The sequence below is a fragment of the Parabacteroides caeci genome, assembly GCF_023656795.1.
Classification (GTDB): domain Bacteria; phylum Bacteroidota; class Bacteroidia; order Bacteroidales; family Tannerellaceae; genus Parabacteroides; species Parabacteroides segnis.
The window spans coordinates 76,956-99,757 of the sequence record NZ_JAMOKT010000020.1 but is presented as its reverse complement, the minus strand read 5'-3'; the positions used below and the strand labels follow the sequence as shown (position 1 = coordinate 99,757).

General features: G+C 43.2%; 19 protein-coding genes and 2 tRNA genes. 6 read left to right on the top strand and 15 right to left on the bottom strand.

Translation table 11 applies throughout. The annotated features are described in order from the left end of the window. Positions 1-236: 236 nt before the first annotated feature. The 7 genes from NBH15_RS12095 to NBH15_RS12065 form a co-directional block, all read right to left on the bottom strand. Positions 237-1,526, bottom strand: a complete 1,290-nt coding sequence (locus tag NBH15_RS12095; RefSeq protein ID WP_186958317.1) for an NAD(P)/FAD-dependent oxidoreductase — start codon at positions 1,524-1,526, stop codon at positions 237-239. A gap of 99 nt (positions 1,527-1,625) precedes the next feature. Then, positions 1,626-2,627, bottom strand: a complete 1,002-nt coding sequence (locus tag NBH15_RS12090) for an FAD:protein FMN transferase (RefSeq protein ID WP_128135780.1) — start codon at positions 2,625-2,627, stop codon at positions 1,626-1,628. Positions 2,628-2,838: 211 nt separating this feature from the next. Then, a complete protein-coding gene (locus tag NBH15_RS12085; RefSeq protein ID WP_007654116.1) occupies positions 2,839-3,792 on the bottom strand; it encodes an N-acetylornithine carbamoyltransferase in 954 nt (317 codons plus the stop codon). A 79-nt stretch (positions 3,793-3,871) separates the two neighbouring features. Further along, a complete protein-coding gene (locus NBH15_RS12080) occupies positions 3,872-5,119 on the bottom strand; it encodes a glutamate-5-semialdehyde dehydrogenase (protein WP_128135779.1) in 1,248 nt (415 codons plus the stop codon). 134 nt (positions 5,120-5,253) lie between these two features. After that, positions 5,254-6,339 (bottom strand): glutamate 5-kinase, encoded by a 1,086-nt coding sequence (gene proB, locus NBH15_RS12075; RefSeq protein ID WP_244050149.1) that lies wholly within the window; start codon positions 6,337-6,339, stop codon positions 5,254-5,256. A gap of 14 nt (positions 6,340-6,353) precedes the next feature. Next, positions 6,354-8,009, bottom strand: coding sequence for an AMP-binding protein (locus NBH15_RS12070; RefSeq protein WP_250822754.1), 1,656 nt, complete (start codon positions 8,007-8,009; stop codon positions 6,354-6,356). Positions 8,010-8,089: 80 nt separating this feature from the next. After that, positions 8,090-8,644, bottom strand: coding sequence for a helix-turn-helix domain-containing protein (locus NBH15_RS12065; protein WP_007654110.1), 555 nt, complete (start codon positions 8,642-8,644; stop codon positions 8,090-8,092). Positions 8,645-8,892: 248 nt separating this feature from the next. Here NBH15_RS12065 and NBH15_RS12060 point away from each other — a divergent pair, with 248 nt between their 5' ends. Next, a complete protein-coding gene (locus tag NBH15_RS12060; RefSeq protein WP_250822753.1) occupies positions 8,893-9,360 on the top strand; it encodes a helix-turn-helix domain-containing protein in 468 nt (155 codons plus the stop codon). Positions 9,361-9,794: 434 nt separating this feature from the next. On the opposite strand, the gene NBH15_RS12055 is transcribed toward NBH15_RS12060, so the two are convergent. The 4 genes from NBH15_RS12055 to NBH15_RS12040 all read right to left on the bottom strand — a co-directional run bounded on the left by NBH15_RS12055 (position 9,795) and on the right by NBH15_RS12040 (position 11,272). After that, positions 9,795-9,867, bottom strand: a tRNA-Gly gene (locus NBH15_RS12055). Positions 9,868-9,893: 26 nt separating this feature from the next. Continuing rightward, positions 9,894-9,976, bottom strand: a tRNA-Tyr gene (locus tag NBH15_RS12050). 55 nt (positions 9,977-10,031) lie between these two features. Next, positions 10,032-10,514, bottom strand: a complete 483-nt coding sequence (gene ribH, locus NBH15_RS12045) for a 6,7-dimethyl-8-ribityllumazine synthase (protein WP_007654108.1) — start codon at positions 10,512-10,514, stop codon at positions 10,032-10,034. 74 nt (positions 10,515-10,588) lie between these two features. After that, positions 10,589-11,272: a tetratricopeptide repeat protein gene (locus tag NBH15_RS12040; RefSeq protein ID WP_007654107.1), complete on the bottom strand. Its 684-nt coding sequence runs from the start codon at positions 11,270-11,272 to the stop codon at positions 10,589-10,591. A gap of 138 nt (positions 11,273-11,410) precedes the next feature. On the opposite strand from NBH15_RS12040, the gene recF reads away from it, so the two are divergent. Beyond that, positions 11,411-12,514, top strand: coding sequence for a DNA replication/repair protein RecF (gene recF, locus NBH15_RS12035; protein WP_128134601.1), 1,104 nt, complete (start codon positions 11,411-11,413; stop codon positions 12,512-12,514). Next, positions 12,511-12,804, top strand: a complete 294-nt coding sequence (locus NBH15_RS12030) for a DciA family protein (RefSeq protein WP_007654102.1) — start codon at positions 12,511-12,513, stop codon at positions 12,802-12,804. Before recF ends, NBH15_RS12030 begins: the two co-directional genes overlap by 4 nt. On the opposite strand, the gene NBH15_RS12025 is transcribed toward NBH15_RS12030, so the two are convergent. The 4 genes from NBH15_RS12025 to NBH15_RS12010 all read right to left on the bottom strand — a co-directional run bounded on the left by NBH15_RS12025 (position 12,794) and on the right by NBH15_RS12010 (position 17,602). Then, positions 12,794-13,363: a 5-formyltetrahydrofolate cyclo-ligase gene (locus tag NBH15_RS12025; protein WP_502921236.1), complete on the bottom strand. Its 570-nt coding sequence runs from the start codon at positions 13,361-13,363 to the stop codon at positions 12,794-12,796. The genes NBH15_RS12030 and NBH15_RS12025 overlap by 11 nt on opposite strands. Beyond that, entirely contained in the window at positions 13,272-14,993 is a 1,722-nt protein-coding gene (locus NBH15_RS12020) for a S41 family peptidase (RefSeq protein ID WP_010800452.1), read from the bottom strand. Before NBH15_RS12020 ends, NBH15_RS12025 begins: the two co-directional genes overlap by 92 nt. Positions 14,994-15,005: 12 nt before the next feature. Further along, positions 15,006-15,440, bottom strand: a complete 435-nt coding sequence (locus NBH15_RS12015; protein WP_007654099.1) for a dCMP deaminase family protein — start codon at positions 15,438-15,440, stop codon at positions 15,006-15,008. An 86-nt stretch (positions 15,441-15,526) separates the two neighbouring features. After that, a complete protein-coding gene (locus NBH15_RS12010) occupies positions 15,527-17,602 on the bottom strand; it encodes a M3 family metallopeptidase (RefSeq protein ID WP_128134600.1) in 2,076 nt (691 codons plus the stop codon). 657 nt (positions 17,603-18,259) lie between these two features. Between NBH15_RS12010 and NBH15_RS12005 the strand changes: the two genes are divergently transcribed. The 3 genes from NBH15_RS12005 to NBH15_RS11995 are packed head-to-tail and all read left to right on the top strand — an operon-like array spanning position 18,260 to position 22,799. Further along, positions 18,260-20,200 carry a glycogen debranching enzyme N-terminal domain-containing protein gene (locus NBH15_RS12005; protein ID WP_044215229.1) on the top strand — a complete coding sequence of 647 codons (1,941 nt, stop codon included), beginning with the start codon at positions 18,260-18,262 and terminating at the stop codon, positions 20,198-20,200. Between the two features lie 14 nt (positions 20,201-20,214). Then, the gene (locus tag NBH15_RS12000; RefSeq protein WP_010800450.1) at positions 20,215-21,483 is read left to right on the top strand and encodes a glycosyltransferase family 4 protein; all 1,269 of its coding nucleotides are present in this window, start codon (positions 20,215-20,217) and stop codon (positions 21,481-21,483) included. Between the two features lie 17 nt (positions 21,484-21,500). Next, positions 21,501-22,799 (top strand): glycoside hydrolase family 57 protein, encoded by a 1,299-nt coding sequence (locus tag NBH15_RS11995; protein ID WP_046147954.1) that lies wholly within the window; start codon positions 21,501-21,503, stop codon positions 22,797-22,799. The last annotated feature ends 3 nt before the right edge of the window (positions 22,800-22,802 follow it).

Here is a 22,802-nt window from a genome sequence, read left to right as displayed (position 1 = left end):
CCATTGGTTGTATCATAGATCATGGATTACTTGTTGTGTGGTAACTTTAAAGTAATTCTTTCTTTGATATTTCCAATGGCTTTTTTCGTTTTAAGGGTATTTTTTCTTAAATTGATGACATTGGGTTAGAACCCTGGGCTAGTTTATTACAGGCCTACAGCCTGAAGACACCGTCGCTAATTGGTTCAATTCAATAATTAGCAGATAGCTCAATTTTTTCTATAAATGAATAATCGTTATGCCGAATTCTTTTTTCTTTTAGGAATATACAATATCAGGCGAATAGACTGGTCGTATGTGAAGTAACTCCATACCCATTCGATCAGCACCATCAGTTTGTTTTTGACACCCAGGATAGAACGGAGGTGTACCCCCATCCACACCATCCAGGCAATGAACCCTTGCAGCTTTAACTTTTTCAGGTCGGCCACCGCTTTATTGCGTCCAACGGTAGCCAGTGTTCCGAGATTTAGATAATGGAAGGCTTTCAATTCTTTGCCCGATTCCAGCCGTTTGAGGTTGTCGGCAAGCAGGTTACCTTGTTGGATTGCTACCTGGGCTACCTGTGGGTGGCCGTTCGGGTAGTCTTCCTCTGTCTGGAAGCAGACATCTCCGATAGCAAAAACGTTTGCCATTCCCGGCATCTGGTTAAATTCATTTACCGTTATTCGTCCGCCGCGGTTTAATGCCTCTTTATCAATATGTTCGAAATGGGTGGCGGTTACTCCGCTGACCCATACGAGTGTTTTGGTGGCGATGGTGGAGTTGTCGTCCAGTATCACTTTTCCGTCCTGATAGTCTGTAACACGGTTGTTGAGTATGATGTTTACTCCCATTCCTTTCAGGAATTTTTCTGCATTGGCTGATGCTTCGGGCGACATCACTCCGAGTAGCCGGGGAGAACCTTCCACCAGGTAGATGTGCATGTCCGACTGTTTCAGGTCCGGATAGTCCTTGGGCATAACGAATCTTTTCATCTCGGCCAATACGCCCGATATTTCAACGCCTGTTGCACCGCCACCGACTATAACTACGTTCATCAGTGCTTGCCGTTCCTCCGGGTCGGTACAGATTGTAGCCTTCTCGAAGTTTGAGAGTAGGGTATTCCTGAGTTCGAGAGCTTCCTGGATTGTCTTCATCGGCAGAGCCTTTTCTTCGATGGTCTTGTTACCGAAGAAGTTGGTGATAGTTCCTGAGGCAATCACCAGATAATCGTAGGTTAATTCACCGATGGATGTTTCAATCAGATTGCGTTCGGCAATGATGGCTTTCACTTCCGCCATCCGGAAGTAGAAGTCTTTCTGCTTCTGGAATATCTTCCGGAAAGGAAATATGATTGAGCCCGGTTCCAGCCCGGACGATGCTACCTGATACAACAAAGGCGGGAACTGATGGAAATTGTTTTTGTCTATCAGGACAACCTGGAAATTACTCCCCTTCAGTTTATTGGCCAGCTTTAATCCGCCGAAGCCACCCCCTATGATGACTACGCGTTTCTTATTTGTTTTTGCGATGTTGAAGCCCATGATGTTCTATGTTACGTTTTATAATAGAACAATCGGAGACGGAATATGTTCGGATGGAATAGGGGGAAGGCCTTGATTTATAGGATAAGTTATCAGGAATTATGGCTTCTGAAACAAATACTGTTTAAATCCTTCCGTATAATCCGTGCGATAGTCTCCATTCTCATCCGCATAGATAAACATATATTCCAGTTCCGGATGTTGTTGTTGGATTTTGCGGGCTTCTTCGCGGCCCATAGCCATGAAGGCGGTAGCATAAGCATCGGCGGTCATGCAGTCGGCGGCGATAACGGTTGCGCTTAGGACGGGCTGTCCGGCGGGAGAGCCTGTTCTCGGGTCGATGGTATGGGCGTATTTCTTTCCGTCTTTGATGTAGAAGTTGCGGTAGTCGCCAGAAGTGGCAAGGCCGTGGCGTCCGCATAACAGGAGGATCACCTGCAACTCTTTATTCGTGCCCATCGGATCATCGGATGGCCTGGTGATCCCGACGTGCCAGCATTCACCTTTAGGGTTGACGCCTTTGGCTGTCGTTTCACCACCTATATCGATCAGGTAGTTTTCGATGCCTTTACTGTCGAAGAGGCGGGCGATGACTTCGCAACAGCATCCGTCTCCCAAAGAGGAACAATTCAGCAGAAGGCGGGGATCGTCTTTGATAACCTTCCGTCCCTCCAAACGGACTTTCTGATAACCGACAAATGGACGTATGCTATCTATCATAGCCGGCGTAACACTGTCACTTTTACTGAATCCGAATCCCCAAAGATTAATAAACGGGGCACAGGTAATATCATAGATGCCATTGGTCTGTCCGGATACTTCCATCGCTTTATTGAAGACTTCGATGAAAAGATCATCGACCTCTATATCTTTGTTTTGGTTTACCTGGGAGATGACGGAGGTAGAATCAAACGGATTAAGGCAATGGTAGTAGCGTTGAAGTTCAGCACTGATTTCATCTTCCAGTGATTCGGTATATTCGAACTTGATTTGATAGGGAGTATGAAGCATGCCGGTTACTTCGTAATACTGTTTCTGTTTCGCACAACTGCTCAATAGATATAGAGTGAAAAAGGCAAGTAGGATAGAAGAGTGTTTCATTGTTTTCCGGGATGAATAATATAGGGAGAATTTACTCCTTTTTGCTTTGTTCTTTGTTTGGGGGGTATATGCTTGATATACATTGATTACAGTTTCCTCGTAGTTTCGTATTTAGGAAACTGGCGTTTCTTAGGCGGGAAACGGTGACTTCCTATAGGTGACATAACCGACCTGCTCCCGTGTCAGGCACGGGGACAGGTTTTCTTTCAGGTTATAACCCCATCAATATCTTCTTCAATACTGTTTGTGCTGAGATTTCCCGGTTGGCTGCTTCGGGAATGACAATGCTTTGCGGGCTTTCGATCACGTCGTCGGTGACGATCATGTTACGGCGAACCGGCAGGCAGTGCATGAAATAAGCATTGTTGGTCAGCGCCATCTTTTCCGTATCGACAGTCCATGCACGGTCTTTGCTTAATACCTGGCCATAATTCGGGTCGGTATAGGCGGCCCAGTTCTTGGCATAGATGAAGTCGGCACCTTCGAAAGCCTTCTTTTGATCATATTCTACACGGGCATTGCCGACGAACTTCGGGTCGAGCTCGTAACCTTCGGGGTGGGTGATGACAAATTCGTAATCGGTTGCATTCATCCATTCGGCGAAACTGTTGGGAACGGCCTGCGGTAAGGCTTTCGGATGAGGCGCCCAGGTCATAACCACCTTCGGACGGGCAGTCTTCTTGTATTCTTCAATCGTAATCAGGTCGGCGAAACTCTGCAACGGGTGGCGGGTAGCTGCTTCCATGCTGAATACCGGACGACCGGAGTATTGGATGAATTCGGAGATAATCTTTTCATTGTAATCGTCCGCCTTGTTTTCGAAACGGGCAAAAGAACGGACACCGATGATATCGCAGTAGCAACCCATGACAGGAATAGCCTCCAGCAAATGTTCGGGTTTGTCACCATCCATGATGACACCGCGTTCGGTTTCCAGTTTCCAGGCACCCTGGTTCACGTCGAGCACCATCGTGTTCATCCCCAGGTTCATCGCTGCCTTCTGGGTAGAGAGGCGGGTACGCAGACTGGAGTTGAAGAATATCATTAGCAGCGTCTTGTTCTTGCCAAGTTCTGTGAATTGAAAGCGGTCTTTCTTGATCTCGAATGCTTCGTTAAGCGCCTGCTTCAGGTCGCCTACATCTTGTACACAAGTGAAATGTCTCATGTTGTTTATCTATTTATATGAATGGCAAATGTAGTCAATTTAATTGAATGATAACATAGGCTACAAATGCTGTTTCTTACTACTGTCTAATCTGGCCTTCCCCTTCGATAATATACTTATAGGTGGTCAGCTCCGGCAACGCCATCGGGCCACGTGCATGCAGCTTCTGCGTACTGATACCGATCTCTGCTCCGAATCCGAACTGTGCGCCGTCGGTGAAAGCGGTCGATACGTTTGCATAAACGCAGGCGGCATCGACCATCTGCTGGAACAAACGGATTGCTTCCGCCGAGTCGCTTACGATACTTTCACTATGTTTTGAACTGTATCGGGCAATGTGCTCCAAGGCTGCGTCGAGACTGGCAACCGTACGGATGCTCATCTTGTAGTCGAGGAATTCGGTACCGAAACTGTCTTCCGTAGCCGGTTGAAGCAGTTCCGATGGATAAGAACCAGCCAGGGAGTTGAAAGCCGGTTGATCGGCGTATATGATTACATGGCTGTCCTTTAACTTATTGCAGATATAGGGCAAGTCGCCGAGCCGGTCTTTATGGATGATCAGGCAATCCAAAGCGTTACATACACTGACACGGCGCGTCTTTGCGTTGTTTACGATGGCTTGTCCTTTCTCTTTATCTCCCTCCTTGTCGAAGTAGGTATGGCAGATACCGGCTCCTGTCTCGATTACCGGGACACGGGCATTGTCGCGTACGAAGTTAATCAGCGAACTGCTGCCGCGTGGTATGATCAGGTCCACCAGTCCGACAGCATTCAGCAGTTCGGTTGTCGCTTCCCGGTCAGGTGGCAGCAGGCAACAAACAGCCGGGTTTACGCCATGACGTTCCAGTACCTGATGGATGATACCGACCAGTGCCCGGTTGGAGTCGTCAGCATCTGAACCACCTTTCAAAACACAGGCATTGCCACTCTTGAAACAGAGAGAGAATACGTCGAATGTCACGTTGGGACGTGCTTCATAGATCACACCTATTACTCCGAATGAGACGGATACCTTGCGGATCACCATGCCGTTCGGGCGGGTTGTTTCGCTCAATACTTTTCCAAGCGGTGAGGGGAGTGTTGCTACATTCCGCATATCTCCGGCAATACCTTCCAAACGGTCGGTTGTCAGTTTCAGGCGGTCGTATTTGGGATTGGCCGGGTCCATACGGGACAGGTCTTTCTCGTTTGCTGCAAGAACTTCGGCTTGTCTGTTCATCAATTCGCCGGCTGTATCGGTCAGGATACGGTTTATGGTTTCGTCGCTCAGCGTGATTAGCTGGCGTGAAGCGGCAACGGTCTGTTGTAATAGGTTCTTAATAGACATTCTTGATAGTAATTTTTTCCCCTCTTGAGAGGGGGCAGGGGGTGTGTAATAATTTGCGTGAATGGCGGAAGATAACACACCCCCTACCCCCTCTCAAGAGGGGAGTGATTACTACCGGTCGCTATGTTTAGTCTCTAATCCAGATACAGATAGTCGTAATGTACCAACGGTTTTATGTCGCGCTGCCCAATCAGCTTCTTTGCTTCATTGCTGTCGTAACTGGTGCAGCCGACACCGAGTTGGATGCCTTCTTCATTGACAATCTTTATGATGTCGTTCTTTTCAAACTCTCCTTTAATGGCTGTGACGCCGACTAATAGAAGGCTTGTTGCACGTGGGCCGGTCAATGCTTCTTCAGTACCTCTGTTGATATGTATCTCTCCTTTGGCAAAGCCTTCGGAGTGGGCGATCCATTTCTTTACGCTGCTGACCGGCTTGGCCGCAGGAATGAAACGGGTACATATTTCCGTACTTCCTTTAACCAACAATTGGGGCAAAATGTTTTCCTTTTTCCCGTTGGCAATAATGACGGTTATGCCTTCGTCGGCAACTTTCTGTGCAATGTTGCATTTAGTCAGCATGCCACCCCGCCCGAACGAGGACTTACTGGTTTGTACGTATTCGGAAAGGTCCTGTTTCCCGCCGTCTATTTCGCGGATAACGGTAGAGGCAGGATCGGCTGGATTTCCGTTATAGATGCCGTCGATATTACTCAGGATGATAAGTGCATCCATCCCCATCATGGTGGCGATCAGTCCCGACAGTTCGTCGTTGTCCGTAAACATCAGTTCTGTAACGGATATCGTATCATTTTCGTTTACGATCGGTATCACGTTGTTGTCGAGCATCACTTCCATGCAATGTTTCTGGTTGAGATAATGCGTGCGGCTACCGAAATTCTCTTTCGTAGTGAGCACCTGGCCACAAGCGATCTTATGTTCGCGGAACAGTTCGAAGTAACGGTTGATCAGTTTGGCCTGGCCTACTGCGGAGTAGAGTTGGCGGGCTGAAACGGCATCGAGTTTCTTACCGGGCTTCACCTCGCTTCTTCCGGAAGCTACCGCTCCCGAAGAGATTAAAACAATTTCAACTCCCTTCCGGTGTAGTTCGGCTACCTGGTCGACCAGTGCTGACATACGGGTGACGTCGAGTGAGCCATCCTTCCTTGTCAGCACATTACTTCCTATCTTTACTGCTATCCGCTTAAACTGATATGCCATCTTTGCGTTCACAGTTATTTATTGTCTTTATCCCTGATCTCTACGCGACGGATTTTACCGCTGATGGTTTTCGGTAACTCATCGACAAATTCCACTACACGCGGATATTTGTAAGGAGCCGTCACACGTTTCACGTGATCCTGCAATTCCTTAATCAGGGCTTCGCCTGCCTTTTCTTTATAATCGTTAGCCAGTACGATCGTTGCTTTTACTACTTGTCCGCGTATTTCGTCCGGCACACCGGTGATAGCACATTCTACCACGGCGGGATGTGTCATCAGGGCACTTTCCACCTCGAACGGGCCGATACGGTAACCGGAGCTCTTTATCACGTCGTCGGCGCGGCCAACAAACCACAGATAGCCGTCTTCATCGCGCCAGGCAACGTCGCCGGTATAGTACATGCCGTCGTGCCAGGCTTCGTGAGTCAGTTCGGCATCCCGGTAATATTCTTTGAACAGTCCGATAGGCTTGCCGCTGGTCGTGTGTATCACGATTTGTCCCTGTTCGCCGTCTTCCGCACGGGTTCCGTCCGGACGGATCAGGTCGACATCATATTGAGGATTGGGAACACCCATAGAACCGGGTTTCGGTTCCATCCAGGGGAAGGTTGCAACCGTCAGTGTTGTTTCTGTCTGGCCAAATCCTTCCATCAGCTTGATACCTGTCAACTTATAGAATGTTTCGAATACGGCTGGGTTCAGTGCTTCACCGGCAATCGTACAATATTGTAGGGATGACAGATCATATTTGGTCATATCTTCACGGATCAAGAAGCGGAAGATTGTTGGAGGTGCACATAAAGAAGTGATTCTGTAATCCTGAATCATCTGCAACATATCGGCAGGTGTGAACTTCTCATGATCGTAAACGAAAACAGTCGCACCGGCGATCCATTGTCCGTATAGTTTTCCCCAGACGGCTTTTCCCCATCCTGTATCGGCAATCGTCAGGTGAAGACTGTCGCGGTGCAGGTTATGCCAGAAACTACCGGTCACGATATGTCCCAGAGGATAAGTGAAATCGTGTGCCACCATCTTCGGATTGCCTGTCGTGCCCGATGTAAAATACATCAGTGAAATATCGTCATTGCTGTTCGGATGAGACGGACGAACGAATGGGGCCGCCTCTTCGATCCCCTTATGGAAATCTTCGAAGCCTTCCGGTATTTCTGGACCGACAGAGACTAATTTCTCGATAGTCGGAGAGTCCGGCATGGCATCGATAATATGTTTGGTAATGATTTCTTCGCCGGCGCAAACGATCATTTTTATATCAGCTGCGTTATTGCGATAAACAATATCTTTTTTAGTCAGCAGGTGAGTTGCCGGAATGACAACTGCTCCTAACTTATGCAATGCGATAATCGAGAACCAGAATTCGTAACGGCGTTTTAGGATCAGCATCACCATATCGCCATGTCCTATCCCCAAAGACTGGAAATAGGCAGCCGTTTGATCGGTGTATTTCTTCAGATCTGCAAATGTGAAATCAATATGTTCGCCCCGGTCGTTTGTCCAGCACAAAGCTTTTTTGTCGGGTTCTTCAGCGGCCCATGCGTCTACTACATCATATCCGAAATTAAAGTTCTCGGGTACTTTTATCTTGAAATTCTTTATAAAATCTTCCTGAGACGTAAAGGACGTCTGATCTAAGAATCTTTCTAACATAATTTATTTATTTAACGGACAAGGATAGTTGTCGCTTTTATAATTAATTGTCAGCTCTCGCTTGTCAACTGTCTACTGATTTATAAAATGATTGCCAGAAAACTGACTTTTTCTCCGTCCAATGCTTTCATGCCGTGTGGCAGTTCGGAGTTGAAATATATGCTGTCTCCTTCTTCAAGGATCAATTCCTTATTATTGATCTGCAAAAGCATACGTCCTTTCAGTACGAGGTTGTATTCCTGTCCCGGATGAGAATTCAGATAAATGGGTTCTTCTTCGGATTTCGGATGAACGGTAACCAGGAACGGATCTGCCTTACGTCCGGCAAAACCGGCTGCCAACGATTGATACTTGTAAGCCTTGGTACGTTCAACGGCAATACCTTTTCCCTTACGGGTAATAAAGTAAGTGCTCATTTTAGGCTCGTCACCGAACATAAGTGTGGTAAGTTCCACTCCGTATGCCTGTGATATCTGGTGTAAAACACTGACTGAAATATCGACATTGCCGCTTTCCAGTTCCAGATATTGCTCTGTGGTCAGGTTACAGACCTTGGCGATTTCTTCAGGAGCTATCTCCAATGCATCACGAAGACCGGCCAGGCGCTCCGCTATCTGTTTTATCTGTTCGTTCATCTTCTGTAGATCGTTTATAGATTTATGTTGCCCCAAAGTTATAAATAAAAAGCAAAATGACTAGAAAAATAGGGGATAGAATGTTATTTAGATATTTTCTTTGGAAAAGCAAATGTTAAATCCTATATTTGTTTATGTATAGGGCTTGAATTTGTTATTGTTAACTCTGGATCTAATATATTGATTAGGTTTTTACTATAAGCTATATCGGGTCTGCCCTAAAATATTATAATTAATATAGTAAACCCATGATTGAAAAGATTAAAATACATTTCTTTGAAATAGAACGTCCTGACTTTTGTCTTCTTATATTTATATTGGATAGAAATATACCCCATCCTAAAATATCAAAGTTTTCAGATAATACAGAATTTGTGAAAATATATAATAAGATTCATCAGTATGTAGTGACGGAAAAGCATTTTTTGGATAAAAATATAACTATGAATATCATTGTTCGTCAATGTAATGTCGGGAAAAAATTATTGAATAAAGTTCTTCGTTTAAAAGATGATGTAGCTTTTCATGGATATATAAATAAACAGCGTGTTATTTATGCTTCTACTTTATTGCTTGATCCTTCTAATAAATTGATTGAAGTGGTTGCTTCAGAATCGTGCTTTAATAATTCCCGGACATTTGTTCGTAATTTCAAAGCAGTATATCATATGACTCCCAGTGAATTCCGTCGTTCTTATCGGAAAGGGAACCCTTGATTTTATAGGTAAGCTGTCTAATGAACGGACAAAAACGATTTTGTCCTAAGGTGGCTTCTATTTGTCATCTTCATGCCTTGTTTTTACTTGCTTGCTCTCTTTTTTTGTTATTTCTTTGCATCAGAGATAAATGATAAAAATAAAAGGTATTAAAGTATATAGATGCATAGGCATACCTTATCTATGAAAAAGAGAAAGAAGAAGTGATTCTTCTTTGGGTAGTCTGATGAAGACGTTTGTCGGACTACTTTTTCTAGAATACTCGTAGCCTATGATTAAATTTATGTTTTTTCTTTTTTTTCATTGGGAGAGGTTGATCAGCTTCATTTTTTCATAGTTTTTGATTTAGTTATCGGGTAAAGTTCCGGCTTGTGAAAGTCGGGACTTTTAATATATAAAAAAAGGATAACCTTTCGATTATCCTTTTTTCAGAGAGCGGAAGACGGGGCTCAAACCCGCGACCCTCAGCTTGGAAGGCTAATGCTCTATCAACTGAGCTACTTCCGCAATTTTTATTGCTTTTGAAATAGTAGTGGGCAGTGATGGATTCGAACCACCGAAGTCGAAAGACAGCTGAGTTACAGTCAGCCCCATTTGGCCACTCTGGTAACTGCCCCTATTATTTTCAATTGCAGTGCAAAGGTACGATTATTTTTGAAACCTGCAAGCGTTTAGTCAGAAAAATGAACCATTTTTAATGCAGTCACTGCTGCTTCATCCCCTTTGTTTCCGTACTTACCGCCTGCACGATCTTCCGATTGCTGCATGTTGTCGGTAGTTAACAGACCGAAAATGAATGGGATATCATACATCAGGTTTAGTTCGGTAACACCTTGTGTAACGCCTGAACAAACATAATCAAAATGTGGAGTATCGCCTCTGACAACACAGCCAAGAACGATCACTGCGTTTACATCTTTTGTTTCAGCCATGCGTTTTGCACCAAAAGTCAGTTCGAAACTACCCGGTACACGTTTCACATAGATATTTTCCGGTTTTACACCATGTTTTTCCAGAGTGTTGCAGGCACCTTCCAATAATTTCTCGGTGATGTGCTTATTCCACTCTGCGACTACAATACCGAACGTCATTTCTGAACCGTCAGGAACACTGTTGAAGTCGTAGTCTGATAAATTTTGATAAGCTGTAGCCATAACTTTTTATTTAAAATAAAAGGATGCCTTTTTTGATGGACATCCTTTTATATAGTTCATATCGTATGATAATATTATTTTGCAGCAGAAGCGCGAGCGATATATTTGTCAATATCGGCAGCTTCCATTGAGTTGAAATATTTTTCTTTGATCGTAGTGTATGCTTTAACTGCATCGCTGTATTGTTTCTGGTTTTCATAGGCAATACCTGCTTTTTTCAGATAAACCGGACTGATCACTTCGTTGTCTGCTTTCTTAGCCGCTTTTTCGAAATAGCTGATACCTTCTTTTACATTACCCATATTTACATAGCAGTCACCGATCAGGCCGATGATAGCTGGAGAAATCATATTGTCGTCTCCGCTGAATGATTTCAGTTTGTCAAGAGCTTTTTCGGTTTCTCCCATCTTGAAATAACAGATACCTGCATAAGCCTTTGCCAGGTTACCGGAAGCAGTACTTCCATATTGGTCGATGATACCTTCGAATCCGTCAAAGTCAGCGCCATTACCGTTTAAAGCCAGATTGAAAGAATCTTTAGCGAAATACTGTTCTCCTTTAAATATAGCAGCGGCTGCTTTCTTTTCCTGAGGAATCAAATAACCGTGTTTAATTCCTAAAACAGCTCCAACAACGAGTGCGATAGCTATAATTCCGTAAATGATCTTTTTTGAATTGTTTTCAATGAACTGCTCTGATCTTGAAACAATTTCTTCTACTTCTAACTCCGTGTTGGTGTTTTTTTCCTTAGTAGCCATAATGTGTTATAGTTATTTATTATTTTTATCTACTGATTTATGCCAATGGCAATTCAAAGCGCAAAAGTAGTTTTTTTTACTGATATAATCTATACTTAGAAGTATATTTTTTAATTTTGTACGATTAATAAGGTACAGATGATACTCAAAAAGCTTTCTATTCTCAATTATAAAAATATTCTTCAGGCGGAAGTTGCTTTCTCTCCGAAAATGAATTGTTTCTTTGGAAACAATGGGATGGGGAAGACGAACCTGCTGGATGTAATCCACTATCTTTCGTTTTGCAAGAGTCATATCAATACTCCTGATAGTCAGATTATAAATAATGATCAGGACATGTGCGTTATCCAGGGTGAATATGATTATGAAGGGAGAAGCGAGGATATATTCTGTGCTATCCGCCGCCGCCAGCGGAAACAGTTCAAACGGAATAAAAAGGAATATGATAAGTTGTCCGAACACATCGGACTCCTGCCTTTGGTTATGGTGTCGCCGGCCGACTCGGATCTGATCCGGGGAGGGAGTGACGAACGCCGCCGCTTTCTGGATCTGATAATTTCGCAACAGGACAAACAATATCTGCATGCCCTGATACAATATAACAAGGCTTTGCTCCAGCGGAATATTCTTTTGAAGAATCAAAGTATGGACACTTCTTTGTATGAAGTGCTGGAAATGCAATTGGATATGTATGGGCGGATGGTGTTCGAGAAACGCCAGCTACTGGTGGAAAGTTTTATTCCTATTTTTAACGAATACTATCAAACTATCTGCCGTTCTACCGAACAGGTCGGATTGGGGTATATATCCCAACTGGCAGACCGGAATCTGGCTGAGTCGCTGGCGGTCAACAGGGAGCGTGACCGTATTTTGGGATATACTTCCAACGGTGTTCATAAAGATGAACTGGAAATGACATTGAACGAACAATTAATCCGTAGGGTCGGTTCGCAAGGACAAAATAAAACTTATCTGATAGCACTGAAGTTGGCTCAGTTTGCTTTTCTGACCCGAAAAGGGCAGACAACTCCCATTTTGCTTCTGGATGATATATTTGATAAACTGGATGCGGCACGAGTGGCCGAGATCATCAAGCTGGTTAGTGGAGACAGTTTCGGGCAGATATTTATTACCGATACCAACCGGAAATACCTGGATGAAATCCTGCAGGCAATGAATCATGATTATGCTTTGTTCAGAGTGGAACAGGGTGAAGTTCAACCGATGGAGGATCAGCCATGAAGCGAAAGAATACACAAGCGATCGGTGAAGTCCTGAGAGATTTCTTTGAAGATAATACGGAACTTTATGAAAAGATTCTGGAAATTCGTGTGGAACGTGCCTGGAAAGAAGTGCTCGGACCGATGGTTATGCAATATACCCGTAATATATATGTACGCGATCATATATTATATGTATCGTTGACTTCTGCTGTCTTGAGAAGTGAGCTGACTTTATGCCGTGAACGGTTGGTGAAGAGTCTGAATGAGTATGCCGGGGCAACTGTTATACACGATATTATTATCCGTTGATAATCTCTTTTTCCGTAATGATCATATCCATTTTCTTATCGAAAGATTCGGTAGGGACTGTGTCTTGTAGCTGAAAATCGAAACATATACCGATTTTGGGTGCTTGCAATGTGGATAACAGTCTGTCGTAATATCCTTTACCGCGTCCCATGCGGTTCAGCTGCCGGTCGAAAGCTACACCCGGAACAATGATCAGGTCTATTTCCGATTCATCGACAGTTGTTTCCTGTTCAATGGGTTCCATAATGCCGAAGATGCCCGGCTTAAGGCTGTCAGTACCGTTATAGGGTAACAGGCGGAGATCATCGCCTACAATCAACGGCAGGAGAAGTCGTTTTTTTTCAAACCATTTTTCAAGAAAACCGGCCGTTTGGACTTCGCCGGGTATCGCGTTGTATAGAGCGATACAGGAAGCCTGCCGGAAGAGTTCAGTTTCTTCCAGCCGCTTCATTATTTCTTCGGAAAGATCAAGCAATGTAGTCTTCTTGTACGATTTCTTTAGCGAGGCTATGTATTTTCGGAGTTGTTGCTTGGATTCCTGCAATTCCTTTGTCTGCATCTTTTTTTTCTAATGTAGGGACAGATTTACCTTCGTTTATGATCTGGATAGCACGTAATAACGTAGGATCGTCTTTCAGGAAGATCGGATAGAATCCGGCTTCGTCGAAAAAGTTACGTACGATATATGCCTGCAACTGGCTTTCGATCAGCTTTCCTGATATATTGATCAGGTTCGGGCGTTTCTTGATCCCTTTGGTTGCAGCAAAGTTAGTGAAGTCATATAGCAATGGCTGCGATTGCAGGTACTTGTACAGATCCTGGTAAGTCGTGAACGAAGATAATTTTTCACGATTCTGGTCTGAATATTCAAGTGCATACAGATAAAGTGTGCCACTATTGACGATACTTGTGAAATACGTTGTAATTCCGCTTGTATCGCGTGGAATAAATATATCCGGCATGATACCGCCACCACCGTAGACCGTACGTCCCATCATGGTGTTATATTTTTCCGTATGCGTATTCTTGATACTGTCGGCTGAATCGAATTCACCATGGATGAATCGGTTGTATATATCCTGATCATAATCGGTTGAATTACCCATTTCATAATCTTTTTGGATACTTCTTCCGGAAGGAGTATAATAACGGGCGATTGTCAGGCGGATTTCAGAACCGTCGCTCAGTTTGATCGGTGACTGAACCAATCCTTTTCCATACGTACGGCGGCCGATGATCAATCCACGGTCGTTATCCTGGATCGCTCCGGAGAAAATCTCGCTGGCAGAAGCCGAGAACTCATCTGTCAGGACAACGATCGGAGCCTCTTTGCAAGTGCCGGTTCCGTTTGTATAGACATCGTTACGGGGGAAGGCCTTACCTTCCGTGTAAACGATCAGTCGTCCTTCCGGCATGAATTCGTTGACCATATTGATGGCGGCATCCATATAACCTCCCGTATTTCCACGCAGGTCGATAACGAAAGAACTGCATCCTGCTTCTTTCAGTTTGGCGATAGCTGTAATGAATTCGTTATAAGTTGTCCGGCCGAACTTGCTGACTTTGATATAACCAATGCCTTTACTAACCTCGTAGGAAACATCCACAGAGTTGACCGGGACATCACCGCGTGTAACATCGAAATAAAGCAGTTCCGGTTCACCTCCGCGTTTTACTCCCAGTTTAACGGTGCTGTTTTTGGCTCCGCGCAGCGTACGCATAATTTTTGCCTGGCTGGTGTTATTTCCTGAATAGATCGAGTCGTTGATTGTAATGATACGGTCGAATGGCAATAAACCAGCTTTTTCAGCTGGACCTCCGGAGATAACACTGATCACCAGGATCGTGTCTGTCTGCATATTGAATGATACACCGATACCGCTGAACGACCCTTCGAGGTCTTCATTCACTATCGTTGCGTCTTCGGCAGATATGTAAACGGAGTGCGGATCCAGTTCGCTGAATATTTTAGGTATGGTGCCTTCCACCAGCTTCGCCATATTAACGGTATCGACATATTGTTCGTCGATAATATCGAGTATGGCATTTATTTTATTCCCGCTGGAGAACATACGGCGCTTGCCATGTTGTGTAAGAGAAAGATAATTGTTCCCGATAAAAATTCCGAGAGCAATACTTGCTGCAATGATAACAGGTAACCAGATGGTCAACCTTCTGTTTTTGTCCATAAAAACGTATATTTATTCGTTTATATCAATATAATCTATACTAATACCGGCGCGTTGCAATAAATTGCATCCGTCTTCCATCCGGTACTTTTCTGAATATACAACACGCTTAATGCCCGATTGGATGATCAGCTTGGCACATTCGATGCAAGGGGCCGAAGTAACATAGATCGTCGCTCCTTTACTGCTGTTTGAAGATGCCGCCACTTTTGTTATTGCATTCGCTTCGGCATGTAACACATAGGGCTTGGTCACATTATTTTCATCTTCACAGACATTCTCAAAACCGGCAGGTGTCCCGTTGTATCCATCGGAAATGATCATTTGGTCCTTAACTATCAGTGCACCGACCTGACGTCGTTTGCAATATGAATTTTCAGCCCAAACGGCAGCCATCCGCAGATAACGTTTATCTAATTCATATTGTTTCTCTGTTTTTTCGCACATTGTTTACCTGATTTTGTACTTATTACTTTAGCTGGCAAAGGTAAATATAATTGATTTAACTATTGTATGTTTAGCTATTTTTTATATCAATTGCTATTTGCTTTCGGTTCAGCCTGTTTTATGCCGTTTCTTATGAGCAGGGCGTCGATAGTCGGCTCCTGTCCGCGGAAGCGTTTATACAGGATTGCCGGGTCTTCGGTTCCTCCTTTTGAAAGGACATTTTCACGGAACGAGCGAGCTGTTTCCCTGTTGAATATGCCTGTGGCTTTGAAGACAGAAAATGCATCAGCATCCAATACTTCCGCCCATTTGTATCCGTAATATCCGGCGGCATAGCCTCCGGAAAAGATATGTCCGAAGCTACTGCTCATGAGTGTGCCCGGAACTTCCGGCACGATAACGGTCCGTGCCCAAGCCTGTTTTTCGAAGGCGATGACATCTCCCTCAAACGGTTCGGTCTGTGTATGCCATGCCATATCGAGCATGCCGAAACTTAACTGGCGACAGCAGAAATAGCCGGTGTTAAAGTTGGATGCATCGACCAGCTTCCGGATCAGTTCCTGCGGGATTTTTTCGCCTGTTTCATAATGTACGGCGATCAGGTCGAGAAATTCTTTTTCCGTCAGCCAGTTTTCCATTAGTTGTGAAGGCAGTTCGACAAAGTCGCGATATACATTTGTACCGGACAGGCTGGCGTACTTTCCTTCGGCAAACATTCCGTGCAAGGCATGTCCGAATTCATGCAGAAGCGTATTTACTTCGTCGAAAGTCAGTAAAGAAGGTTTTGTCTCCGTTGGACGTGTGAAATTCATGACGATGATAATCTGTGGACGACTGTCGCTTCCGTCAGCTTCGTGATACTGCTCTTTGATACTGTTCATCCATGCTCCCGATTGTTTTCCGTCACGCGGATGAAAATCAGTATACAGGATGGAAAGGAATTTGCCATCGGCGTCATATACTTCATAAGCATCTACTTCCGGATGATAAACCGGTATTTCCTTGTTCTCTTTGAATGTGATGCCGTATAGCTGTGTGGCAAGTCCGAATACGCCGTTTTTGACATTGTTCAGTTCAAAGTAGGGACGTGTCATTTCATCGTTTACATCGAAACGGATGTCTTTCAGTTTTTCTGAATAATAACTCCAGTCCCAGGGCATGACGGTGATATTTTCTTTTTCCATCCCCATGGCAAAACCCTGTACTGCATTATATTCGTTGATGGCGACCGGCTTATAAGCATCGAGCAATTGATTCAGCAGGTTATAAACAGTAGCCGGATTTTTGGCCATCGTATGCTTAAGCGAATATTCTGCATAGGTGTTGTAACCCATCAATCTGGCTATCTCCAGGCGAATATTGATGATCTGGCGGATGATCTCTTTATTGTCATATTCGTCTCCCTTGTTCCCTACGCTCATATATTCCCGGTACATTGTTTCACGCAATTTGCGTGAATCGGCATATCGCATGAATGGGATATAACTCGGTGCAGTCAGGTTAAATAACCAGCCCTTTTTCCCTTTTTCTTTGGCACGGAGAGCTGCGGCTTCACAAATACTTTCGGGAAGGCCCGACAAATCTTTCTCATCGGTAAGAAGCAGTTCGTACCTGTTTTTGTCCTTCAATGCATTCTGGTCGAATCTCAGAGATAGTACACTCAGGTCTGTGCTTAATTTGCGGTATTTCTCTTTGTCTTCCGGATTCAGGTTGGCACCACGAACGGAGAACGATTCAAATGTTTCTTCCAGCAGCTTGGTATTTTCTGTAGAAAGGTTGAGCCTGTCTTTTTGTTCATACACATTCTTTACACGTGCAAATAGCTTTTCATTCAGAAAGATATTATTAGAACTTTCCGACAACTTGGGGGAGATTCTTTGTGAGATCTCCATCATTTCGTCGTCGGCTTCCGCATTCAATATATTGAAGAAGGCTGAACTGACTTTGTTCAGCAGTCTACCGCTACGTTCCAGAGCGATGATTGTATTTTCGAAGGTTGCCGGCTGTGTATCGTTGGCAATGGCCTGCACTTCACTATCGAGTCGCTTTATTCCCTCGTCGAAAGCCGGTTCGAAATGTTCGTTTTTTATCTCGTTGAAAGGAGGGGTTTCGAAAGGGGTGTTATAACTAAAGAAAAACGGATTATGAGTTGTTTGTGTCATATCTCTTATACATTATATATTATTATAGTCCATATATTGCCGGAAACAACCTGTTTATTTCCGGCACAAAGATGGAAAAAATAGCTGTGCTACTGAATAAATTCCCTCTATATTTCTTAATTATGTTGCCGATCCAATTGTTTGCCGATAGTTATAAGCATAATTGCCGATAATTATCGACAATTATACCGACAGATGTAAGCAAGCTTACCGATAGCTATCGACAAACAGTTGGATCGGCAACAAATCCTTATTGCATCGGCAATAAAGTCTGTCTGTATCGGTATTTGCCAGCAATTGGTATACTATTGTTTCCCGCTTGTGTTTTTATAACTTTCTGCAGAGGTTTTTTGTTTTCTTCTTACTGTGTGTATTTTTTCAAAAAGTATGCAGATCTGTTTTTGGGGGTAGTCTAAGATATTCATAAAGTAGCTTGTTTTGAGTTTTTAACAACTGTTCATGTGTTTGACAACACATGAACGGAAGTCTCTAATTTTCTAAGGAGTTATTTATCAAACGTTTTGGTGTTGTAAAAAAAATAGTTTCTAAATAAATATGAAAGCTGATTTGTTTTTTTTGTTTTTAAGTGATACATTTGGTCTGTATATCATATCATTTTCATTATATAAGCATAAACTTAAAACCAAATATAAAATTATGAGTTATCTTAAATTTGACAAGACTCTTATGACAAACCTGGAGGAGTCTCTACCAAGGGAGATTCTTCGTACGAATCGTTCGGGAGCCTATCACTGTACAACTATCGCGGATTGTAATACGCGAAAGTATCATGGATTACTTGTCATTCCGGTGCCAGAACTAGATGATGAAAACCATGTGTTGCTATCATCGTTGGATGAAACGGTTATACAGCATGGGGCTGAATTTAATTTAGGTCTCCATAAGTATCAGGGTGATAACTATAGTCCGAACGGGCATAAATACATCCGTGAATTTGAATGTGAGAAAGTACCGACAACAATCTACAGAGTAGGTGGAGTTGTTTTGAAAAAAGAAAAGCTTTTTGTTCATCATGAAAACCGGATTTTGATTCGGTATACATTGTTGGATGCGCATTCTGCTACAACCTTGCGTTTGCGTCCGTTTTTAGCTTTTCGTAGTGTACGTGAATATACCCATGAGAATTCACAGGCTAGTCGTGAGTATCAGGTTGTCACAAACGGTATTAAGACATGTATGTATCCGGGATATCCCGAATTGTACATGCAGTTAAATAAAAAGAATGAGTTCCATTTTCAACCGGACTGGTATCGTGGTATCGAATATCCGAAAGAACAGGAGAGAGGGTATGATTTCAATGAAGACCTTTATGTTCCCGGGTATTTTGAAGTAGATATCAAAAAAGGTGAAAGCATTGTTTTCTCCGGAGGTGTTTCCGAGACGGGTACACGTGCGTTGAAAAAGACGTTTGAAGAAGAAATGGAAGAGCGTACTCCGCGTGATACATTTAAACATTGTCTGATCAATGCTGCTCATCAATTTCTGAATAAGCAGGGCGACGAGTTTTATATTCTGGCCGGTTATCCCTGGTTTAAGTGTCGTGCTCGCGACATGTTTATATCATTGCCGGGACTGACGCTGGCTATCAACGAAAAGTCCAAATTTGAGCTTGTGATGGAAACAGCCCGTAAAGCTTTGTATGCTTTCATGAATAATGAACCGAGCCACCTACGGGTTTATGAAATGGATCATCCCGATATTTTACTTTGGGCTGTGTGGTGTATCCAGCAGTATGCTAAGATGGTGTCACGCGATGCATGTCGTGAGAAATATGGTGTATTGTTGGAGGATATCATGGCATTTATTTGCAGTAATAAACATCCTAATCTGTCTTTACTTGACAACGGTTTGTTGTATACTCGCGGAACAGAGAAGGCTGTTACATGGATGAACTCTACAGCTAATGGGCGACCGGTAATACCTCGGACTGGTTTTGTTGTAGAAATTAATACTTTGTGGTATAATGCCCTATGTTTTGTAGGCGAATTGCTGGGTGAGGCAGGAAATGAACAATTAAGTACTGAATTATCTGTTTTGGCTGAAAGAAGCGGTAAGTCGTTTCTCGAAACATTTTTGAACGAGTACGGTTATTTGTTAGATTATGTAGATGGAAATATGATGGACTGGAGTGTCCGTCCTAATATGATATTTGCCGTAGCTTTGGATTATTCTCCTTTGAATGCCAGCCAGAAAAAAGGAGTACTTGATATTGTAACGAAAGAATTACTTACGCCAAAAGGTCTTCGTTCGTTGAGCCCGAAGAGCGGAGGTTATAATCCGAATTATGTAGGGCCTCAGATTCAGCGCGATTATGCCTATCATCAAGGTACTGCATGGCCATGGTTGGCAGGTTTTTATTTCGAAGCTTATCTTCGTATTTATAAAATGAGTGCCTTGGGTTTTATTGAACGCTATTTGATCGGTTATGAAGATGAGATGTCTTCTCACTGTATCGGATCTATTTCTGAACTGTTTGATGGAAATCCTCCTTTCAAAGGACGCGGTGCTGTTTCTTTTGCTATGAATGTGGCAGAAATATTGCGAGTGTTATATTTATTGAGTAAATACAATTATTAATAGGAGGAGCCAATATGAAAGTATTAATGTTTGGATGGGAATTTCCTCCCAAAATATATGGTGGTCTTGCTGTAGCATCCTATGGGATTACAAAAGGATTGAGTTTGCAGGGAGATGTAGAAACGACTTTCTGTCTTCCGAAGCCAACCGGGGAAGAAGAAGGTTTTTTGAATATCATCGGTATGAACCAGGTGCCGATTGTGTGGCGTGATGTCGATTATAACTATGTCAAGTCGCGGTTGCCTCATTATATGACGCCGGAGCAGTATTATGCTTTTCGCGATCATATTTATGCCGACTTTTCTCATATGCATGTCAATGATTTGGGATGTATGGAATTTGCCGGGGGATATCCGGGTAATCTTCATGATGAGATCAATAATTTTTCTATTATAGCCGGAGTTATAGCTCGGCAACAGCAGTTCGATATAATTCATGCGCATGACTGGCTGACTTATCCGGCAGGTGTGCATGCGAAGCTGGTAAGTGGAAAACCATTATGTATCCATGTTCATGCGACTGATTTTGACCGTTCGCGTGGAAAGGTGAATCCAACCGTGTATGCGATGGAGAAGAACGGTATGGATCATGCAGATTGTATCATGTGTGTATCGGAACTGACTCGTCAGACGGTTATCCGTGAATATCATCAGGATCCCCGTAAATGTTTTGCTATGCACAATGCCGTTTATCCGCTTTCGCAGGAGTTGCTGGATATACCTCGTCCGGAGCATCCGAAAGAAAAAGTGGTTACGTTCCTTGGACGTATCACGATGCAGAAAGGACCGGAATATTTTGTAGAAGCGGCAGCTTTGGTATTGAAACGCTCACGCAATATCCGTTTCGTAATGGCGGGTTCGGGTGATATGTTGAATGCCATGATCAATTTGGCCGCTGAGCGCGGTATTGCCGATCGTTTCCATTTTCCGGGTTTTCAACGTGGCCGCCAGGTGTATGAAGCATATAAAAACAGTGATGTGTTCGTGATGCCTTCCGTTTCCGAGCCATTCGGTATTGCTCCGTTGGAAGCGATGCAGTGCGGAACACCTTCTATTATCTCAAAGCAGTCCGGATGCGGTGAAATTCTTGATAAAGTGATTAAAACAGATTATTGGGATATCAATGCAATGGCCGACGCTATTTATTCTCTTTGTACGAATGAATCTCTTTTCAAATACCTTCAGGAAGAAGGAAAGAAGGAGGTCGATGGCATTACGTGGGAAAAAGTCGGTTTGCGAATCCGAGCACTTTATGAGGAAGTTTTAAAGAATTACGGTAAATAATAAAACAATAACTAGATATGAAAACAATCTGTCTTTATTTTGAAATACATCAAATCATTCATCTGAAACGTTATCGCTGCTTTGATATAGGTACCGATCATTACTACTATGATGATTATGAAAATGAACGCAGTATCAGTGATATTGCAGCACGTTCGTATATTCCTGCTCTGACAACATTGCTTGAAATGGCAAAAGAGAATGGTGGGGCATTTAAAGTTGCATTTTCAATCTCTGGTGTGGCCATGGAGCAATTGGAGGTATATGCCCCCAGAGTGATCGAACTGTTGCATCAGTTGAATGATACCGGTTGCTGTGAGTTCTTGTGTGAACCTTATTCGCACGGTTTGTCTTCATTGGCTAATGAAGAGTGTTTCCGGGAAGAGGTAGACCGTATGAAGAAAAAGATCAAACAGGTATTCGGACAAACTCCGAAAGTGTTCCGTAATTCAAGCTTGATCTATTCGAATGAAATCGGTGCTTTGGTTGCCAGCATGGGATTTAAAGGTATGTTGACGGAAGGTGCTAAGCATGTTTTAGGTTGGAAGAGCGCTCATTATTTATATCATTGTGCATATAACCCGAATCTGAAGTTGTTGCTTCGTGATTTCAAATTGTCGGATGATATTAGTTTGCGTTTTTCTAATTCAAGTTGGAGTGAGTATCCATTGTTTGCTGATAAGTATATGGATTGGATTGCTGCATTTCCTGAAGAAGAGCAGGTTATCAATATATTTATGGAACTTGGGGCTTTGGGAATTGCCCAACCGTTATCTTCTAATATCTTGAGTTTTATCAAAGCATTGCCTGCTTGTGCAAAAGAAAGAGGTATTACGTTCTCTACACCGACAGATATTGTGACTAAATTGAAATCAGTGGATCAGGTTGATGTCCCTTATCCGATGTCGTGGATAGATGAAGAAAGAGATATCAGTTGTTGGTTGGGTAATGTGATGCAGCGTGAAGCATTCAATAAGCTTTATAGTGTGGCAGAACGTGTTCATTTGTGTGATGACCGTCGTATCAAGCAAGACTGGGATTATTTGCAGGCAAGTAATAATTTCCGTTTCATGACTACAAAGAATACGGGGATATGGTTGAATCGTGGTATCTATGATTCTCCTTATGATGCATTTACAAACTATATGAATATCCTGGGAGATTTTATTAGTCGTGTGAATGCTTTGTACCCAATTGATGTGGATAATGAAGAATTAAATTCATTATTGACTACAATTAAGAATCAGGGTATTGAGATTGAGACACTTCAGAAAGAAGTCGATAAGTTGAAAAAGAAAGCAGCAAAGAAGAAATAATAT

What these genes read in the sequence shown, in the direction of transcription:
- NBH15_RS12095 (WP_186958317.1), bottom strand. Translation starts at nt 1,526, where the DNA reads ATGGGCTTCAACATCGCAAAAACAAATAAGAAACGCGTAGTCATCATA.
- NBH15_RS12090 (WP_128135780.1), bottom strand. Translation starts at nt 2,627, where the DNA reads ATGAAACACTCTTCTATCCTACTTGCCTTTTTCACTCTATATCTATTG.
- NBH15_RS12085 (WP_007654116.1), bottom strand. Translation starts at nt 3,792, where the DNA reads ATGAGACATTTCACTTGTGTACAAGATGTAGGCGACCTGAAGCAGGCG.
- NBH15_RS12080 (WP_128135779.1), bottom strand. Translation starts at nt 5,119, where the DNA reads ATGTCTATTAAGAACCTATTACAACAGACCGTTGCCGCTTCACGCCAG.
- proB (WP_244050149.1), bottom strand. Translation starts at nt 6,339, where the DNA reads ATGGCATATCAGTTTAAGCGGATAGCAGTAAAGATAGGAAGTAATGTG.
- NBH15_RS12070 (WP_250822754.1), bottom strand. Translation starts at nt 8,009, where the DNA reads ATGTTAGAAAGATTCTTAGATCAGACGTCCTTTACGTCTCAGGAAGAT.
- NBH15_RS12065 (WP_007654110.1), bottom strand. Translation starts at nt 8,644, where the DNA reads ATGAACGAACAGATAAAACAGATAGCGGAGCGCCTGGCCGGTCTTCGT.
- NBH15_RS12060 (WP_250822753.1), top strand. Translation starts at nt 8,893, where the DNA reads ATGATTGAAAAGATTAAAATACATTTCTTTGAAATAGAACGTCCTGAC.
- ribH (WP_007654108.1), bottom strand. Translation starts at nt 10,514, where the DNA reads ATGGCTACAGCTTATCAAAATTTATCAGACTACGACTTCAACAGTGTT.
- NBH15_RS12040 (WP_007654107.1), bottom strand. Translation starts at nt 11,272, where the DNA reads ATGGCTACTAAGGAAAAAAACACCAACACGGAGTTAGAAGTAGAAGAA.
- recF (WP_128134601.1), top strand. Translation starts at nt 11,411, where the DNA reads ATGATACTCAAAAAGCTTTCTATTCTCAATTATAAAAATATTCTTCAG.
- NBH15_RS12030 (WP_007654102.1), top strand. Translation starts at nt 12,511, where the DNA reads ATGAAGCGAAAGAATACACAAGCGATCGGTGAAGTCCTGAGAGATTTC.
- NBH15_RS12025 (WP_502921236.1), bottom strand. Translation starts at nt 13,363, where the DNA reads ATGCAGACAAAGGAATTGCAGGAATCCAAGCAACAACTCCGAAAATAC.
- NBH15_RS12020 (WP_010800452.1), bottom strand. Translation starts at nt 14,993, where the DNA reads ATGGACAAAAACAGAAGGTTGACCATCTGGTTACCTGTTATCATTGCA.
- NBH15_RS12015 (WP_007654099.1), bottom strand. Translation starts at nt 15,440, where the DNA reads ATGTGCGAAAAAACAGAGAAACAATATGAATTAGATAAACGTTATCTG.
- NBH15_RS12010 (WP_128134600.1), bottom strand. Translation starts at nt 17,602, where the DNA reads ATGACACAAACAACTCATAATCCGTTTTTCTTTAGTTATAACACCCCT.
- NBH15_RS12005 (WP_044215229.1), top strand. Translation starts at nt 18,260, where the DNA reads ATGAGTTATCTTAAATTTGACAAGACTCTTATGACAAACCTGGAGGAG.
- NBH15_RS12000 (WP_010800450.1), top strand. Translation starts at nt 20,215, where the DNA reads ATGAAAGTATTAATGTTTGGATGGGAATTTCCTCCCAAAATATATGGT.
- NBH15_RS11995 (WP_046147954.1), top strand. Translation starts at nt 21,501, where the DNA reads ATGAAAACAATCTGTCTTTATTTTGAAATACATCAAATCATTCATCTG.